Source organism: Pseudomonas sputi, assembly GCF_021603585.1.
GTDB classification, from domain to species: Bacteria; Pseudomonadota; Gammaproteobacteria; order Pseudomonadales; family Pseudomonadaceae; genus Aquipseudomonas; species Aquipseudomonas sputi.
This window is the reverse complement of sequence record NZ_BQHI01000006.1, coordinates 272,645-289,472: the sequence shown is the minus strand read 5'-3', so window position 1 is coordinate 289,472 and position 16,828 is coordinate 272,645. Positions and strand designations below refer to the sequence as shown.

Genomic DNA, 16,828 nt, shown 5'->3' with positions numbered 1-16,828 from the left:
GCGCCATTGGACGCCACCGCATATCCGGTTAGTCTTGCCTGCACCACAGTGCTGAAACTCAACGGGAATTCGCTCGGGTGATCAAACCGATACTGCTGTTGCGTCGCCGCTTCGCCTCCATACGCTGGCGTACACGAGTGACGCTCTGGGCTGCCGCCACCGTGGCGGGACTGCTTGTCGTGATGTTTGCCCGACTGGCCGATATGGCGCTGACGCAATTTACGCAACAGACTGCCGAACGACCCTGGTTGCCTTTCATCTATACCCCTTTGGTCGGCATGTTGGTCGTATGGTTGACCACCCGTTTTTTTGTAGGCTCCCAGGGCAGTGGCATCCCGCAAGTGATCGCTGCGACGCGCCTGGCGCATCAGGGCAAACGCGTCAACAAACTGGTGTCGCTGCGCATCGCCTTCGCCAAGATTGGCCTCGGCACGCTGGCGCTGACGGGTGGGTTTTCCGCTGGACGTGAAGGGCCGTCGGTGCAAGTTGCCGCTTCGATCATGCATTTTTTCCACCGTTACCTTCCCAATGCACGAATCATCCGCAGCGAAGATCTCATTCTGGCCGGAGGGGCGGCGGGGATTGCGGCAGCCTTCAATACACCGCTAGCCGGTGTGGCCTTTGCCGTCGAAGAATTGGGGCGCAAGCTGGAGACCCGTACAAGCGGGGTCTTGCTCAGTACGATCATCCTGTCGGGGATGGTCGCCATCGCCCTGCAGGGCAACTACAGCTATTTTGGCCACTTCGACATTCACGAGATCGGTCTGGATATCATCGTCCCGGTCGTGGTGACCGGAATTGGATGTGGGCTGCTGGGCGGGTTATTCAGCCGGATGTTGCTATGGCCCCAACGCCATCATCGATTCGTCCTCTGGGAGTGGCGGCGCATGCATCCCGTCTGGTTTGCCGGGGCGTGTGGCATGATCGTGGCGATATTGGGCTGGTTAAGTGGCGGCATGTCATTTGGCAGTGGCTACGGGATTACGTCGCAGATCATCGTGTCCGATGTCGGCCTGCCGTGGCACGCACCGATCACCCGTTTTCTCGCGACGGTAGTGACCTACTTCTCCGGTATACCGGGCGGCATATTTGCACCGTCCCTGGCGGTCGGGGCCGCCGTAGGTGCCAACGTCGCGGACTTCTTGGGTTTGGCTACACAGCCGATCATTGCGCTGTGCATGGTCGGTTTTCTCGCCGCTGTCACACAATCCCCCATCACCTCGGCGATCATCGTGATGGAGATGATCGACAGTCACGGGATGGTCATCAGTCTGATGGCAGTTGCCTTGATTGCCAAAGCCGTCAGCGCGCGAATGGGGCCCGAGTTGTACCAGCAGCTGGCTCGCGGCTTCCTGCAATCGCCGGATAAGGACGCCGTAACACCAAAATCAAATCAATAGGTTGTTCGAGTGAATCAGGGGGCGTGCCAATGCCCTGAGCCTGGCCTTGTCTTCGGCCAATGTGAGCGCGTGTTCGGCCCGTGTGAGTAAAAGGGTGATGTGCCTGGTACAGGCACTCTTGAACATCTCCGGATTGATCTGCGCCAGGCTGATCAAGGCCTTCATCATTCGAAGGTCTACTTCAATCAAGCTCGCCCCATCTCTGGCGATGGGGGCAAAAAAGTCGTCGAACAGATCACCGACTTCCAAACCGTGCAGGAAGACTCGTTCGCACCCTGCATCCACTTGCTCCATCTTTTCTGGTGGCTTGCTCCAGCAGGTGAGACTCCTGACTCCACGGCTCAGTACGTCAATCGCAGTTCCGGGGTCATTGACAGCAGGCGACAAGGCCCTTGAGGCGATCTCCGACAGCACCGAAAGCCCGAACCGGGGGTCATGCTCAAAGGTTCGACGTACGCCAATGGTCAAGGCGCCAAGGATCTTCTGAGTACAGGCGTCCAGTTCGTCGATGCGTTCATTGCTTAAAATCGCGACCAAGGCCAGTCGCATGCCTTCATGCACAAAGGTGCCAGGAAGAATGTCGAGATAAATCTGCGTCCGGTGCTCTTGAGCAATTGCACCTAACGCACGCACGTCGATATGTTGGACATACCCGGTCTTGGGGCTGGTGATGGCTCTAGAGGAGTACGGAACAATACCGTCGGCAGGGTAGGGGGCTCCCCCCAGATAAGGCCTGTTGACACGATTGTTGATCGCATTGATGGTGGCTTCTTCGACGCGATCAATGGTTTCACCCACGCGTCCCAGTCTCGACAGATGATCGATCCAACGCAGAAGGGTGTACACGATCAAGATCACTACGACGATGGTCACCGCAAAAAGCAAAACCCTTCCCTGTGCACCGTAGGCACCGGTACTTAACGCAATGATCCCCACCAGGCTGAACAGAAATGAGCCGATAAAGGTGGCGAGGGCATTTTGGGTTGTGCGGTCTTCCATCACCAGCGTGGTGGCACGGGGTGTTACGCCACTGCTTGCGGCACCGTAGGCCGTCACCATTGTGCTGAGCGAAAAGGTGGTCACAGCGAGCATGCTGGAGGCGATGATGCCCAATATCTTGTCGACAGCGTCAGCGCCGATTCGCGCGGGCAGTGAGGCAGGGATGTAGTCTTTGAAGATGACGGCGAGCAATGCGGTCGCCACTCCCAGGACAGAAAACAAACTGGCTCTGAACCAAAGCCGTTTCGTCATCTGATGTAGCAGCCAGCGCCAGCGAGCGATCATCGTCAATACCTTCTGCAGCGACTTCATTGAGCCGCGACGCCTGTTCAGTCTGTCGATGCGGCCACCTGATTATCATCGATGGAGTGTAATTGTCGACGGAAGGTTCAGTGCCGGAGTCATTTGCTTCTCACTGGCAAGATACCTATCATCGTGCCGGGTGCGTTGCTGCATAAGGCACATCGCAGGTTAATGCTCAAGCGCTGGTCGGGCCGCCAGCGGAGAGTCAATGTGCCTGATAAAAACGCGACGTCCCCCTCCATTCCACGTCCCCAGTTGTTGACCGCCCGGGCGCTCACGGCGATCGAGCGGTTTTCCCATGTCGAAGCCGTCAGTGGTGTCGTGCTGCTACTCGCAGCGTTGGTTGCGCTGATCTGGGCGAACAGTCCGATTGCCGACTCCTACGAGCACTTCTGGAATACCCAGCTCACGTTGGGATTAGGCGAGTTCAAGATCGCTTGTTCATTGCACTTTTTGGTCAATGACGGGTTGATGACAATTTTCTTCCTCGTGGTGGGGGCGGAGATACGTCAGGAGATTCATAACGGCGCGCTGGCGAACTTCAAGTTGGCGACCCTGCCTCTAGGCGCCGCGTTGGGCGGCGTGTTGATGCCGGCGATCATCTACATGCTGTTCAATCATGGCACCGAGGGTAGTGCCGGTTGGGCCGTGCCGACCGCCACTGATATCGCATTTGCAGTGGGCGTTCTCGCGCTTCTGGGGAAGTCGATCCCGGGCGGTGTTCGTGTGCTGCTGTTGTCACTGGCCATCATCGACGACATTGTCGCCATCCTCATCATCGCTGCGTTCTATACCTCCAGCCTGGATTATCTCGGTTTGGTGGTGGCGCTGAGTGGGCTGCTGCTCGTGCTGGCTTTTCAGCGAATGGGGATCAGCAAGGCTTACGCGTACATACTGCCTGGCGCCATTGTTTGGTTTGGTCTCCTGAAGACCGGGGTGCACCCAACGCTCGCAGGGGTAATTCTCGGGCTGATGACACCGATCAGCTCCAAGCCCACAACGGAGCGTCCGCTGGACACCATCGGGCGTACGCTCCATGAACTGATGGATCGACTCTCCCAGTCCGGACATAGTCCGCAAGCGGTGGCGGCACCACTGAAACAACTCCGGCACGCCGAGCGCGAAGTGCTGCCCCCGGTACAGCGAGTACAGGCGGGATTGCATTCGTGGGTAGCGTTTGGGGTGATGCCTCTTTTTGCACTGGCGAACGCAGGGGTGAATCTGGAGGGCAACAGCCTGGGCGAAGCGGTTTCCTTGAATGTGTTCATTGGGGTTGTAACGGCACTGGTACTAGGCAAGCCTCTTGGAATCATTTTGGCCAGTGTCACCCTCGTCAAACTCAACATTTGTGAGCTTCCCGAAGGGGTGACGTGGGTGGGGGTCGGCCTGGTGGGACTGTTGGCGGGTATCGGATTCACCATGTCCATTTTCATTGCGTCGTTGGCCTTTCCAGATCCGGCGTTACTCTCAGCGGCAAAACTGAGTGTGCTTGCGGCGTCTGCCTTGGCTGCACTCTCCGGGTTGATGTGGGGAAAGTTGAAGTTCTAAGCATTTTTGCCATATGCCAGTTTCAGCGCTAATCACCACGGGGCAATGACAACCCAGCCATTGCCCCCGTGGTGATTACAAGCGCGCCCGACTTACAGCCAATCGTCGCAACCTCTTGGACGAGTCGATTGCTTTAAAAAACGGCCTTTGGCACTATCCGCAACCTGTGCTTCTTTGACCGTTCTCCATCCCTCGCAGTTGGAAGCTGTTCAAGAGCATGAGTAACCCGGCCCAGTGCCGGGTTTTTTGTTCGCTGCCCAAGACTTCGCAACTCAAAGCGCGGCTCCGGGCGGGTTGAATGAGCCAAGAACTGATGGAATTTGCGGTTGAGCGGCCGATTCTGCGCGGCGCTCATTTGACAGGCTATTTATATGTCCCTCGCGGCAATGCGACTTATCGGCTTTATCCTGGGTGTTTTTCTGATCACGCTGGCCGCCAGCATGGCGATTCCGATGATCACGCTCCTGATCTACGGACACAGCGATGATGTTCCCGCGTTTCTCTGGTCGAGTCTGATCACGTTCATCTGTGGTCTTTTGTTGGTCGTTCGTGGGCGTCCTGAGGCCGTGCAACTTCGCCCCAGAGACATGTACCTTCTGACGACGGGGAGCTGGGTAGTGGTGTGTGTTTTCGCCGCATTGCCCATGGTGTTCATCAGGCACATCAGCTACACCGACGCTTTCTTTGAAACCATGTCCGGTATTACCACGACGGGTTCAACAGTCTTGACCGGTCTGGATACGGCTTCGCCGGGACTACTGATCTGGCGTTCGATGCTGCATTGGCTGGGCGGTATCGGCTTTATCGGTATGGCGGTGGCGATTCTTCCCCTGTTGCGCGTTGGCGGCATGCGCCTGTTCCAGACGGAGTCGTCAGACTGGTCGGAAAAAGTGACGCCGCGCTCCCATGTGGCCGCGAAGTACATCTTGTTTTTGTACGTGGGGCTTACAGGCGCCGGGACTCTGGCGCTGTGGATCGCGGGAATGACACCGTTTGAAGCGATCAATCATTCAATGTCTTTAATTTCCACCGGCGGATTCTCCACGTCGGATGCCTCACTTGGGCACTGGACTGAGCCATCCATACATTGGGTGGCGGTGCTCATCATGATATTGGGCAGCCTGCCTTTCACCCTATACGTCGCAACACTACGCGGTCATCGCCGCGCGCTATTGAAGGATCACCAGGTGCGCGGGTTTGTCGGGTTCCTGATCGTGACCTGGCTGGTAATAGGGACCTGGCTGTGTCTACACAGTGATTACGGCTGGTGGGATGCCTTTCGCATCGTAGCCGTCAACGTGACATCGGTTGTCACGACAACGGGCGTCGCAGTGGGTGACTACACACTGTGGGGCAGTTTCTCCATGCTGTTATTTTTCTACCTGACCTTCGTGGGTGGATGTTCGGGTTCAACCGCCGGCGGCCTGAAGATCTTCCGCTTTCAGGTTGCTGCCGCGTTGCTCCTCAGTAGCCTGAAGCAACTGATCCATCCTCGCGCCGTGATCCAGAAAAAATACAACGGTCACCCCATTGATGAGGAAGTCCTGCGTTCGCTGTTGACCTTCTCATTTTTCTTCACTACCACCATTGCCGTGATCGCATTGGGCTTGGCATTGATCGGATTGGATTGGACGACGGCCCTGAGCGGGGCCGCCACCGCCGTATGTAATGTTGGCCCAGGGCTTGGCACGATCATTGGGCCGGCGGGCAATTTTGCTTCGTTGCCCGACACTGCCAAGTGGCTGCTGACCGTCGGAATGCTGCTGGGGCGGCTGGAAATTCTGACGGTGCTGGTGATTTTGACTCCTGTGTTCTGGAGATATTGATTGCTTTGCCTTTGCGTTTCCCGGACGCCCGTTTACCAGCCCTGGCGTCCGGATTTGCAATCTCAGTTGTGACAATTTCATCGTGTGCGTTAGCGAGAAGCCCAACTTGGTCCAGCTATCGAGTTTTAATAAATGTCCAAGTGGCTTGCCTTGATAAAGGGTGTATGGCTGCGCAATACTGCACCAAGACCAAAGGATTTGGTTCCCCTTCGACAGAAAGCCCGCCATGCGCGGGCTTTTTGTCGTCTGGATATTCGCAAGCCTGTCGGCGAGTACTGAATCGCCCCCGATTTTTTGGCCTGTTCTGGCGGGCAGCTATTGGTCCAGAGTGTGTATAAACGCTCATGGACCTGATCTCCACACTCACTGTTCACCTCGGGGCGATTTTTAATCCTCCGAACTGGCTTTGGAGTTTTGACACATTCTGGGCCGTTAGCCGCTCATGCACGCCCACACCGCACTGATACCTGATAATCACCCGCAAGTGCCACGGCCAACCTAATCGTTTTGCAAGAGCGAGTTCACGGCAATTTACCGGACGAAGTTTCCGAGAGTAAGGTTGTAGTGACTGGGTCCGTTTCAGTCATTCCCCCTCAGCGCCGATAGCTGCCACTCTTGCGCAGTAGTTCGTTTGCCATCTCTATGGCCTGTTCCCGTGAGGCTGCAAACAGCAGCGGGTAGCCCCAGACCTTGGCGAACAGGCCGGCAAAGGCCTTGAAGCCCACGCGCCTCGTCGTGCTTGGTTCAACCATGATCAGGGCCAGAACCAGGCTGCGCAGTTGCGCCTTGTGCTTCTTCATCCACAACGTGGTGCGTTTCTTTTCTTCTGGTGAGTGCTCATGGTCATCGCCAGGTGGCGTTTCGCTGAGCAGCACGAAGGGTTCGCCGCGCTGCAGGTTGGCTGCGAACTCGTCGAAGTCCTTCTGGGTATCGTGCCCGGGCTCGTGAGCGAAACTCATCCACACCAGCGGGAATTCAGTGCTATTCATCGGCATGGCGGGTTCCTTTGCGGTTGAGGTGACGCCAGCTGGCGGCGATGGCGCACAGGCCGGGCAGGGTGATGAAGAATACCGCCGAGAAGGCGACGTACCAGCCGTCGCGCAGCCCGTCACTGATTCCTCCGAGGGTATTGAGCAAGACAAGCAGGCTGCCGAAGATCAGGACAGCCCACTGGGTCTTGCGGGTTTCGATCAGGGCGAGGAGCACCGTGACGATCCAGGAACCATAGAAGGCGGGAAACACCCACAGCACGCCAGGCTCGAAGGTGATCGCCGGAACCGTGCCCTGTGCCCTCACGAAGTCGTTTACGTAGAAGAACAATTGGAAGGTCACGAAGAGCACCGCGCCAACGGTAGTCGTCAACCAGAACAAGGTGACCTTGTTCGAGTGGTGTATGGCCAATACTTCAGCCGGGTTTACGGTAGGCATGAGCATGTTCTCGATATTCAAGGTAGTAGGGACGCGAATCGCCAGCGGCGAAGCGCGTCCTGCGAGTAATCAGTAGCGGTAGTCCAGCGTGGCCATCAGGTTGCGCGGGGCGCCATAGGTCACGGTGTCGAAGTCCCCCTTCTGCAAGGCGTACTTCTTGTCGAGCAGGTTGTTGACGTTGAGGCCCAGGTCGATGTTCTTGCTGAGGGCGTAACGCCCCATCACCGAGGTCAGTGCATAGGCGCTCTGTTCGCCGCCCAGCGTGCTGGTGCCGACCCCCGGCACCTGGTAGAAGCGGCTCTGCCACTTCACCCCCGTGCCCAGGGTCAGCTTGTTCCACGCATCGGGCAGCCGATAAGTGGTGAAGAACTGGGCCGTGGTGCGCGGTAGTTGAGCATTCAGGCGCTCGCCATCGCCATCTTCGGCGGTGAAGTGGGCGACACCGGCGTAGATGTTCCAGCCATTGGCCAGCTCGCCCTGCAGGTCGAACTCGATACCGCGCGATTTGGTGCCATCGGCACCGGTATAGGCATTGGCTCCGCCTGGGGTGAACGCGCCGGGGACCAGTTGCGCGGCGTTGTCCAGCGTGGTCTCGAACACCGCCACGGCAGCATTCAGGCGCCCGTCCAGGTAGGCGGCCTTGAGGCCGACTTCCTTGGTCTTGCCCTTGGACGGTGTGAGCACGTTGCCGGTCGTGTCGCGGAAGTCGGTTTGCGGGTTGAAGATTCCCGTGTAGCTGACATAAGCCGAGTAGGTGCTGTCGATGTCGTAGACCAGTCCGGCGTACGGGGTGAATTCGTTGTTCTTCTTGTAGTGCAGCGTGCTGCCGTTGGCGTCGTCGTCGACCTCGTAATAGTTCAGGCGCCCGCCGACGATGAGCTTCAGCGGATCGGCCAGGGAGAAGCGGGCCGCGCTATAGATGCCGTTCTGTTTGATCTCGGTGCGGGTGGGGAGATGCGGTATGGCATCAAAGTTGGGCCGTGGCGTGCCTGGGCTCAGGGTATGGATGTTGATCGGCGTAAAGCCTGCGAAGAACGGCGCTACATCGTCCTGACTGGCCTTGCGGCGTGAACTTGTCGCTCCGACCACCAGATCGTGCTGGCGGCCGAGCATTTCGAAGGGGCCGCTGGCCATCACGTCAAAAGTGTTCTGGCGGCTACGCCCCTCGGACGCCAGTGCAAACGGGAAGGCGCCCAGCCCCGTGGCGGGGTCAGGCCGGCCACCCAGGGAGACCAGTTCGGCTTCGGTTTCGGTGCGGTACTGGTTGAACACGCCCTTGAGCGTCCAGCCATTGTCGAAGCGGTGCTCGACTTCGGCAAAGGCCGTCTTCAGGGTGTTGTCGAATTGGCTCCAGTCCTGCCCATAGCTCTTGGAGCGCGAATAATCGATCTGCGAACCGTTGCTGTACCACAGCGGCAAGCCGCCCCAGGTGGCACCCTTTGGCGTCATGTCTTGATAGTCATAGCCCAGACTCACCGTGGTATCGGTGGTCAGGTCGGCCTCGACGATGCCGTAGAATGCCTTGCGCTCGGGCTTGTATCCGTCAAGGTAGGAGTTGCCGTCCTGATAGGTGCCTACCAGGCGCGCGCGGATGCGGCCGTCCTCGGTCAGCGGTGTGGAGACGTCGCCCATGCCGCGATGGGTATCCCAGCTCCCGGCGCCGAGGGAAGCGGATGCCGCGAATTCAGGCGTTGGCCGTTTGCGCACCAGATTGATGGCGGCCGAAGGGTTGCCGGTGCCGCTCAGCAGGGCCGAGCCGCCACGCACCACCTCGACACGGTCATAGAACGCGGTGTCCAGGGCGCTGATGCCGCTGCCGTTGACGGTGTTGCCGATCACGGTGGGGATGCCGTCGTACTGCACGTTGTTAATCAGCAACCCTCGCGAATAGAAGCTGGTGCGCTCGCTGTCGGCCTGGCGCGCGGTGACACCATTGGTGTTCTCCAGCACGCTCTGCACCGTGTTGAGTTGCTGGTCGTCCATGCGCTGGCGCGTGATCACGGTCACCGCCTGGGGCGTTTCCTTCAGCGTCATCGGCAGGCGCGTCGCCGCTGCCGTCTCGCCGGTGGTGTAGGAGCCGGTTCCCTCGGTGATCGCGTTGTTCATTTGGCCTGTCACGCTGATTGCCGGCAGGGCCACTTCCTCGCGGGAGGAGTCTGCTGCCTTGTTCTGCGACTGCGCCGCCTCGACGGCAAGTGCGCCCGACGCATTGAGCAGTAGTGTTGCCGCAATCGCCGAACCAAAAGCGTTGCGCTGCGCGTTTTTGTAGCGCCCGGCGAGCGGCGAACAGGCGGCGGGATCGGCGTACAGAGAAATAGCCGAGCAGGACCTTCCTGTATTGGTTGACACTTTCATTTAGCAATACTCATTTGCATTTAGATATTGCATTTAACGACATCGGCAATGCGTCATGATGGTGAAATCAGGCCAGAGTGTTATTCGATTCGGCCAATAGTGAGCACGCCCGCTGCGTTGGCCGTTTTGAAAAAGAGATCTGGTTAATTGCGGCGGCTGGACCGGGTCCGGGAGGCTTGTCTAAAGCGGAAGCGGTCAGCGTGACGCGCGGCCATGTTGGCGTGGGCGGGCGGTAGGCGAACGGCGGCATCGCTATAAGCGCGATTTCTTGATAGAGCAGCGAGGTGGATTGGCTTAGAGTGCGATCAGGCCTGGGACCATGATTCAGTGCGCTGCAGCCGTCAGCGCGCCGCTGGTGCGATCCGAGAGGTAGCGGGCCGGCGGCTTGCCCACCGCTTTGCGGAACATGGTGACGAAGCCGCTGGCGTTTTCGTAGCCCAGTTCCAGCGCTACCGTTTGCACGCTGTCACCCTTGGTCAGTCGTTGCAGCGCCAAGACCACGTGCAACTGGCGGCGCCAGCGCCCGAAGCTCATGCCGATTTCCTGCAGAAGCAGCCGGCTCATACTGCGCTCACTCATGCCGATGCGCGTCGCCCAGACGGTCTTCGAGGTCTTGTCCGCCGGCGCTGCCAGAATCATTTCCGCGAGGCGACGCAGGCGTGGGTCGTGGGGCATGGGCAGGTGCAGGTCTTCCACTGGCGCCGCCACCACTTCGTCGAGCAGCACTGCCAGCAGCCGTTCCTCCCGTCCGCCCAGGGCGTACAGCTCGGGAACGGCAGTCGCCTTGAGCAGCAACTCCCGCAGCAGCGGCGATACCGAAAGTGTGCAGCAGGTGGGCGGCAGATGCGGCACGGCATCCTGCTCAACGAACAGGCAGTAGCACTCCACTTCACCGGAACCCCAGGCTGAGTGGGGCAGGTCGCCAGGGATCCACAAGGCGCACTGTGGCGGCACGATCCAGACACCATCTTCGATTTCGCAGTTAAAGATGCCGCGAACCGAGTAGATCAGTTGCGCCTTGCGATGCTGATGGGTGGCATTTTCCCAATCCTTGGCGACCAATGAGGCACTCACAGCCAAAACCGGCCGCAAGACACTGTCAACGTCAATGGTGGAGGTAAAATCGGTAACGGCAATGCTCGACATGAGGTGTAGAGACTCGGATGGAGAAGGGGGCCATGGCCTGGCTGGAAACTATCCCGAGCCATTAGTGTAACGACATCCGGCCATCGTACGCTTTTGGCCGATTCTGTTGAAAAAGTAGCTCCCCATGTCTGGCCTGCGACAAAATCTCGACGTTGGTCAGCAGGGAAGCACGAAGCATGATGGGACAGTTATCGAGTGGGCAGGAGCGACTGTTTTACTCGTTCAACCTTGAAGATCACATCCCAGCCAATCATCCTTCAAGAACGAGCGTTCGCATGTCACCAAAGCCAACACCATCATCTTCCGACCCAGACAGACCAACGATACGCCGAATCGACGCGTCTTGAGCAGGGCCTGTCCCGGGCTATGCGGCTTGTCATTGGTGGATGACTTCATCCATGAACTCCCTGTCTTGCCGATTTTGTGAGTCCCAGATAAGGCGAGGGTCGAAACTCATCGCCGAAAGCATGGTGAAGACCACCACCAAGCCAAAAAACAGAATGCCGGCACGTGGCTCGATGTCAGCCAGTGCGTCGAACTTCACCAATGACGCGACCAGTGCCACGACGATGACGTCGAGCATCGACCAATACCCGATGACCTCAACAAACCGGTACAAGCGGGAGCGCTCCTTGAGTGCCCATTGGCTTTCGCGCTGCACCGTGACCAGTAGCAGCGTGATGACGACAAACTTGATACCGGGCACGGCGATACTGGCAATGAAGATGATCAGCGCGATATCCCAGGCTCCGGCCTCCCAGAACTCCAGCACGCCGCTCATGATCGTGCTGTCAGCGCCGTTTCCGACCATTTTGGTATTCATGACCGGCAGCAGGTTGGCCGGAACATAGAACGCCAGCGCCGTGAACATATAGGCCCAGGTCCTCGTCAGCGAGTCGGGCTTGCGGCGATGCAGGGGAGCCCCGCAGCGTTCGCACTCATGGGGTTCGCCCGTCATGTCGCACGCCTGGCCGCAACTGTGGCAAAGACACAAGTTGAGGTCATTGGCATTGGGCGGCATGTTCATAGGATGTCCCACAGTTCGCGGATATCGCGTCCGGCGATGCGGATCATCATCAGGCTCAACACTGCGAGAGCGAACAGGCCAATACCCGGCAACACGTCCAGCAATCCGGCCAGTTTGATCACCGCGACCATGGCCCCAAGAAGGCAGACTTCAAGCATGCTCCAGGGTCTGAGTGTTTCCAGCCAGCGCATGCAGAAGCGGAAACCGGGGGAGCGCTTCGATTTCAGTGCGAAGCCCAGCACCCAGACCAGCAGCAGCAACTGGATAATTGGCGCAATGATCATGGCTACTGCGGCTACGAGTGCTATGAAAGTGATCGGCCCAAGGCTCAACGCCACGACAGAATCCCATAGCGTCGCACTGTTTTTCAGACCTTTGAGGCTGATGCTCATCACCGGATAAAAATTGGCGAAAATCCACACCACCAGCGCTGTAAGAGTCAGCGCCAAACGCTGCTCAATCGTCAGTCCGTTATAGCGCTGGAGCACGCCGCCGCAGCGCACGCACCAAGACTTCTGATTCTTGACGAGTACGCTGCGCTCATAAACGCCGTCGCAGTGCTCGCAAATGATCCATCCCTTGTCATTTCCCATCGGATACGCTCGGCGGACTTTAGAGACTGGAAAACTTCAATGAGGATAGAAGCGCTTCACGGTTCAGCAACTTTTTTTATTTCAGTATTTGATGAAAAGCATGAGATTTACTTCGATTGGCGATCAGGGTAAAAAGTTGAGCTATACATAAACAGCTCGTCTATTGGCTCATCAAAAGCCAGGACGTTTGCAGCCATAACCACGGATACTCAAACTGCCACATGATGTCGCTCCACCCAGAGTTTGCAGGTATCAAACATTGCATCGCGGCAGGGGGCGAGCAGGGTGGCGTCAGGGGCATAGGCCAGCGTTGCGAGCTGCTGCGCGAACTCGTCGGGGAGCTGTTGATCGACATGTGTTTGAAGGAAAGTCTGCCACTCAGAACTCTCCAACGTTGCAGCCGCGGCTCTAGAGGTGAGAGATTTTGGTCCCTGCATAGACAGTGCTACACGCTTGAGCAGTTCAGGCAGTTCCCGGAGCGCATGCAACTCGTCAATATTGGTGCGCAACTGCTCCAGCTGTGCCAGCGCCTCGCGCCGGTAGCGATCGCGACGCCATTGAATCAAGCGCCTGGTGCCAATGATTACGGCAGCCAGAAGCAGAATCGCCAATAGAAACCACCAACCCCAGGTTTGCGGTGAATAGCTGACGGGCAGGGGCAGCGCCAACTCCTTGAGTTGCGCGATACTCGGAACGTTCCCGCTCATGGTCGTCCCCCCGGTTGTTTGCCCAGCTCTGCCCGCAATTGAGTGAGCGACTCTTCGGCAGTACTGAACATCATCAACGGTACCCGGCTGCGGCGGAGCAGGGTGGCAACATCCTTGAGCCGTCCGCCGAGATAGTCACCCAGTGGTTGATGCACCTGACGGCGGCCCACCGCCAACTCCACCTGTAATTCGCCTTGAGTTACCAACAACCTGCCGTCGGTTGGCAGATTTATCGCAATCGGGTCATAGACTTGCATGGCAATCACGTCATTGTGTGCTGCCAGTTGCCGCATCAGTTGCAACGTACGCTCGCCCGCACCTGCGAAGTCGCTGACGATGCATATCAAGTGGTCATGGCCGGCCAACGCCAGGCAACGCTGCAGAACCTTGTCGAGTTGATCGGCATCTTCGGCATCGGGACTGGACGCATCAAGCTCCTGATTCTGCGCAGCGATACGACTGCATAATGCCTCCACGCGCTTGCGGCTGCGCAAGGGTGAAATGCTGTCGATACGGGAGTCGTTGAACACCAGGCCACCCACGCGGTCGCCGGCGTTGAACACAATACCCTTATGAAATGGAGGCTCAAGGCTTGCGCATTAACGAATCGTCGCAAACAAAGATAGGTCAGGAATTTGATCAGTGCCTGTGTATCGGAAAAATTGAGGCGGGTCATGACCCGGTCCGAATCTGCGCCTTAAACCCGCGGGAGCCGATCTGTAAGAAAAAAACAACATGGAGTGGTTCGAGCCAGGACCTCCGCTATGATCGCGATAGTGGGTTAGAACAATGTTTGGCTTGCAGGTGCAGGTGGGTATTCTTTAACTAATGGAAACAGTTAGTTTTAGGAAGCCTTCTATAGCTCAACTAAACGACCATTTAGTAGAGTTATTACGTAATGTATTAATTCCCACGGAGCAGGTCATGAATCCACGCCTGATTACTGCGTCGAATCTGGTTGCTGCATTGGACCTTGAGCCTCACGTCGAAGGGGGTTTCTTTCGCAGAACCTACCAGGCCGATCATCGGGACATGCTCGAAACCGAAGGTGGCCAACGATTTCTGATGACGTCGATCTACTACTTGCTGACTTCGGAATCGCCAGTCGGCCAGTTCCATTTCAATCATTCCGACATCCTGCATTATTTCCATCTGGGCGACGCCATCGAATACAGCCTGATCCTTGCAGACGGTTCACTGCAGACGATGGTCATGGGCAGCGATATTCTGGCCGGACAACAACTGCAATTGCACGTACCGGGCGGAATCTGGAAAGCCTCCAGATTGCTGAATGGCTCGAACGGGTTTGGTTTGATCAGCGAAGCGGTTTCACCAGGATTTGATTTCGCCGATATGGAAATGGGGAATCGACAAAAGCTCACAGCACAGTATCCGCAGCATCGAGCACTGATTGAAAAGCTGACGCGTGGTGAAGGTTGAGAGCCGCGTTTTTCAAACCGAGGGATCGGCAGTCATCAAGAAAGAGATCCTTTGGGAGCGATGCTGGAGATTGAAATGGTGTGCGCAACCGGGCGTGCTTCGCAATATCTTGTTACGTGTAATGTATATTATGTTAAACGAGGTGCTATGTTAGAAATGTTCATGAGCATCGCAAGGTCTTGATTCGACAAAACTGCTTCTGACGTCCACTCTGTCTGTGAGCGTTGAAAATAAAACGGAATCCTGTTGCATCACCGGAAACATTCCCTCCTCAACACGTTGCCCACCACAGCTCATGTGATACCTGAGATGCGATCCGGCCACTGACGGAATCAAATCGGAACATTTCGGCCTGAACCATGGACCCACCCAATGTAGCCTCTCGTTTTTCCAGTCCTGACCTGTCGTAAGTAAAACGGAAAAATGTTCAACCCCTCAATATTTGGCTTCCTCCGGATTGAACATGCCGGTACGAATGCTCACCCGAATCTTCTTGGACAATGACTGCTGAGCCCTGAGCTTCTCCGTGGCTCGCATCATGTAAGTTGCTACGGCCTCTTTGATCGGAGCAACATCCGTGAGACGTTTGCCGAACATTCGGCTGCAACAGATTTCCTGCTTGGGTGGGTCGGGCTCATCGAGTTCAAGGCAAGGTGTGCCTGCCAACTCCCGGGCCGTCTTTTCGATCACCACGCTGATTTTTTTGCGCAACATCCATGGATCGGTTCTGGAGAGATCCTAAGCTGTCTTGATGCCCATCCCCTCCAAGTGCAAAGTCATCTTCCGCCCTACTCCCCCAGCACCACGATGGGCGTCTTCGCTAGGTCTGGGCGGAAGACTCGCTCACAGCACGCTTAAACATCAATTGTAAGAGTTTATTTCCAAGGTGAAGAGCTTGATTTCTTACTACATTCAGCCATCACCCTCCAAATTCCAGTTTTCTGCCTAGACTTGTTCTTGTCCGCCGTACACATGCTTTTCAGAGCATGGAACTGTACGAAAAACGAAAACAAGAGGAATCCCCCCAATGTTCAAACCTATGTGGAAAGCAGTTGCGTGCGCCCTTGCCCTAGGCACCATAAGCATGGCCATGGCTGCAGATCCGGTAATTATAAAATTCTCCCACGTCGTTGCAGAGCAGACACCCAAGGGCCAGGGCGCCCTGTTATTCAAGAAACTGGTGGAAGAACGCTTGCCCGGCAAGGTCAAGGTCGAGGTTTACCCGAACTCCTCGTTGTTTGGCGATGGCAAAGAGATGGAGGCCTTATTGCTCGGCGACGTACAGATGATTGCACCGTCGCTGGCCAAGTTCGAGCACTACACCAAGACCGTTCAACTGTTTGACCTGCCTTTCCTCTTTGATGACATCACGGCGGTTGACCGCTTCCAACTGAGCCCGCAGGGCCAGGGACTGCTCAAGTCCATGGAAGACAAAAACATCACTGGACTGGCCTATTGGCACAACGGGATGAAACAACTGTCCGCGAACAAAGCGCTACGAGTGCCGGGTGATGCCCGTGGCCTGAAGTTTCGGGTACAGGCCTCTGCCGTGCTTGAAGAGCAGTTCAAAGTCATACGCGCCAATCCGCGCAAGATGAGCTTCGCCGAGGTTTATCAGGGCTTGCAAACCGGTGTCGTCAATGGCGCGGAGAATCCTTACTCGAACATCTACAGCCAGAAAATGCATGAGGTACAGAAGTACATCACCGAATCCAACCACGGTGTTCTGGACTACATGCTGATCACCAACACCAAGTTCTGGAACGGTTTGTCGCCGGAGCTTCGCAGCGAGCTGGACAAGATCCTCGTCGAAGTCACCGCTCATGTGAACAAAGAGGCCGAGAAACTGAACCAGGATGCCAAGCAGAGCATCATCGCGGCCAAAACCACCGAGATCATTACCCTGACTCCTGAGCAACGCGAACAATGGCGTGTCGCGATGAAGCCGGTGTGGAAAAAATTCGAAGGCGATATCGGCGCCGAGCTGATCACTGCCGCTGAAGCTGCCAACCAGGCCCAATGAGCGGTCGTCGGCAAGTGTTGCCGCCTTGGCAAC

The 16,828-nt window shown here is 57.0% G+C and carries 13 protein-coding genes and 2 pseudogenes; 5 read left to right on the top strand and 10 right to left on the bottom strand.

Translation table 11 applies throughout. From position 1 onward, the window contains the following. Nucleotides 1-77 precede the first annotated feature (77 nt). Nucleotides 78-1,400: a chloride channel protein gene (locus L6D81_RS11725; RefSeq protein ID WP_236179520.1), complete on the top strand. Its 1,323-nt coding sequence runs from the start codon at nt 78-80 to the stop codon at nt 1,398-1,400. On the opposite strand, the gene L6D81_RS11720 is transcribed toward L6D81_RS11725, so the two are convergent. After that, a complete protein-coding gene (locus L6D81_RS11720) occupies nt 1,389-2,684 on the bottom strand; it encodes a DUF2254 domain-containing protein (RefSeq protein ID WP_236179674.1) in 1,296 nt (431 codons plus the stop codon). The genes L6D81_RS11725 and L6D81_RS11720 overlap by 12 nt on opposite strands. Before the next feature lie 189 nt (nt 2,685-2,873). Between L6D81_RS11720 and nhaA the strand changes: the two genes are divergently transcribed. Next, complete coding sequence (gene nhaA / locus L6D81_RS11715) at nt 2,874-4,250, top strand: Na+/H+ antiporter NhaA (protein ID WP_373874300.1); 1,377 nt, start codon at nt 2,874-2,876, stop codon at nt 4,248-4,250. 371 nt (nt 4,251-4,621) lie between these two features. Beyond that, a complete protein-coding gene (locus L6D81_RS11710; RefSeq protein WP_236179518.1) occupies nt 4,622-6,076 on the top strand; it encodes a TrkH family potassium uptake protein in 1,455 nt (484 codons plus the stop codon). A gap of 593 nt (nt 6,077-6,669) precedes the next feature. Here the strand turns inward: L6D81_RS11710 and L6D81_RS11705 are convergent. The 8 genes and pseudogenes from L6D81_RS11705 to L6D81_RS11665 form a co-directional block, all read right to left on the bottom strand. Beyond that, the gene (locus L6D81_RS11705) at nt 6,670-7,071 is read right to left on the bottom strand and encodes a hypothetical protein (RefSeq protein WP_236179516.1); all 402 of its coding nucleotides are present in this window, start codon (nt 7,069-7,071) and stop codon (nt 6,670-6,672) included. Continuing rightward, complete coding sequence (locus tag L6D81_RS11700; protein WP_236179515.1) at nt 7,058-7,504, bottom strand: hypothetical protein; 447 nt, start codon at nt 7,502-7,504, stop codon at nt 7,058-7,060. The genes L6D81_RS11705 and L6D81_RS11700 overlap by 14 nt, the downstream gene beginning before the upstream one ends. A gap of 69 nt (nt 7,505-7,573) precedes the next feature. Beyond that, nucleotides 7,574-9,859 (bottom strand): TonB-dependent siderophore receptor, encoded by a 2,286-nt coding sequence (locus L6D81_RS11695; RefSeq protein WP_236179513.1) that lies wholly within the window; start codon nt 9,857-9,859, stop codon nt 7,574-7,576. A gap of 324 nt (nt 9,860-10,183) precedes the next feature. Then, nucleotides 10,184-11,005, bottom strand: coding sequence for an AraC family transcriptional regulator (locus L6D81_RS11690; RefSeq protein WP_236179511.1), 822 nt, complete (start codon nt 11,003-11,005; stop codon nt 10,184-10,186). Between the two features lie 376 nt (nt 11,006-11,381). After that, a complete protein-coding gene (locus tag L6D81_RS11680; RefSeq protein ID WP_236179509.1) occupies nt 11,382-12,032 on the bottom strand; it encodes a paraquat-inducible protein A in 651 nt (216 codons plus the stop codon). After that, on the bottom strand, nt 12,029-12,625 hold the full coding sequence (locus L6D81_RS11675) for a paraquat-inducible protein A (protein ID WP_236179507.1): 597 nt from the start codon (nt 12,623-12,625) through the stop codon (nt 12,029-12,031). The genes L6D81_RS11680 and L6D81_RS11675 overlap by 4 nt, the downstream gene beginning before the upstream one ends. 209 nt (nt 12,626-12,834) lie before the next feature. Next, entirely contained in the window at nt 12,835-13,332 is a 498-nt protein-coding gene (locus tag L6D81_RS11670) for a DUF4381 domain-containing protein (protein WP_236179505.1), read from the bottom strand. Continuing rightward, nucleotides 13,329-13,898 (bottom strand): annotated as a pseudogene (locus L6D81_RS11665) (DUF58 domain-containing protein); the annotation flags it as partial. The gene L6D81_RS11670 and the pseudogene L6D81_RS11665, both read right to left, overlap by 4 nt. Before the next feature lie 358 nt (nt 13,899-14,256). Between L6D81_RS11665 and L6D81_RS11660 the strand changes: the two are divergent. Beyond that, nucleotides 14,257-14,772, top strand: a complete 516-nt coding sequence (locus L6D81_RS11660; protein WP_236179503.1) for a cupin domain-containing protein — start codon at nt 14,257-14,259, stop codon at nt 14,770-14,772. 438 nt (nt 14,773-15,210) lie between these two features. Here L6D81_RS11660 and L6D81_RS11655 read toward each other — a convergent pair. Next, nucleotides 15,211-15,567 (bottom strand): annotated as a pseudogene (locus L6D81_RS11655) (DinB/UmuC family translesion DNA polymerase); the annotation flags it as partial. Nucleotides 15,568-15,799: 232 nt separating this feature from the next. Here L6D81_RS11655 and L6D81_RS11650 point away from each other — a divergent pair. Continuing rightward, nucleotides 15,800-16,795 carry a TRAP transporter substrate-binding protein gene (locus tag L6D81_RS11650; protein WP_373874299.1) on the top strand — a complete coding sequence of 332 codons (996 nt, stop codon included), beginning with the start codon at nt 15,800-15,802 and terminating at the stop codon, nt 16,793-16,795. Nucleotides 16,796-16,828 lie beyond the last annotated feature (33 nt).

Coding starts and splice junctions, on each gene's coding strand:
- L6D81_RS11705 (WP_236179516.1), bottom strand. CDS start 7,071: ATGCCGATGAATAGCACTGAATTCCCGCTGGTGTGGATGAGTTTCGCT.
- L6D81_RS11690 (WP_236179511.1), bottom strand. CDS start 11,005: ATGTCGAGCATTGCCGTTACCGATTTTACCTCCACCATTGACGTTGAC.
- L6D81_RS11670 (WP_236179505.1), bottom strand. CDS start 13,332: ATGAGCGGGAACGTTCCGAGTATCGCGCAACTCAAGGAGTTGGCGCTG.
- L6D81_RS11720 (WP_236179674.1), bottom strand. CDS start 2,684: ATGATCGCTCGCTGGCGCTGGCTGCTACATCAGATGACGAAACGGCTT.
- L6D81_RS11680 (WP_236179509.1), bottom strand. CDS start 12,032: ATGAACATGCCGCCCAATGCCAATGACCTCAACTTGTGTCTTTGCCAC.
- L6D81_RS11695 (WP_236179513.1), bottom strand. CDS start 9,859: ATGAAAGTGTCAACCAATACAGGAAGGTCCTGCTCGGCTATTTCTCTG.
- L6D81_RS11675 (WP_236179507.1), bottom strand. CDS start 12,625: ATGGGAAATGACAAGGGATGGATCATTTGCGAGCACTGCGACGGCGTT.
- L6D81_RS11710 (WP_236179518.1), top strand. CDS start 4,622: ATGTCCCTCGCGGCAATGCGACTTATCGGCTTTATCCTGGGTGTTTTT.
- L6D81_RS11660 (WP_236179503.1), top strand. CDS start 14,257: ATGAATCCACGCCTGATTACTGCGTCGAATCTGGTTGCTGCATTGGAC.
- nhaA (WP_373874300.1), top strand. CDS start 2,874: ATGCTCAAGCGCTGGTCGGGCCGCCAGCGGAGAGTCAATGTGCCTGAT.
- L6D81_RS11700 (WP_236179515.1), bottom strand. CDS start 7,504: ATGCCTACCGTAAACCCGGCTGAAGTATTGGCCATACACCACTCGAAC.
- L6D81_RS11650 (WP_373874299.1), top strand. CDS start 15,800: ATGTTCAAACCTATGTGGAAAGCAGTTGCGTGCGCCCTTGCCCTAGGC.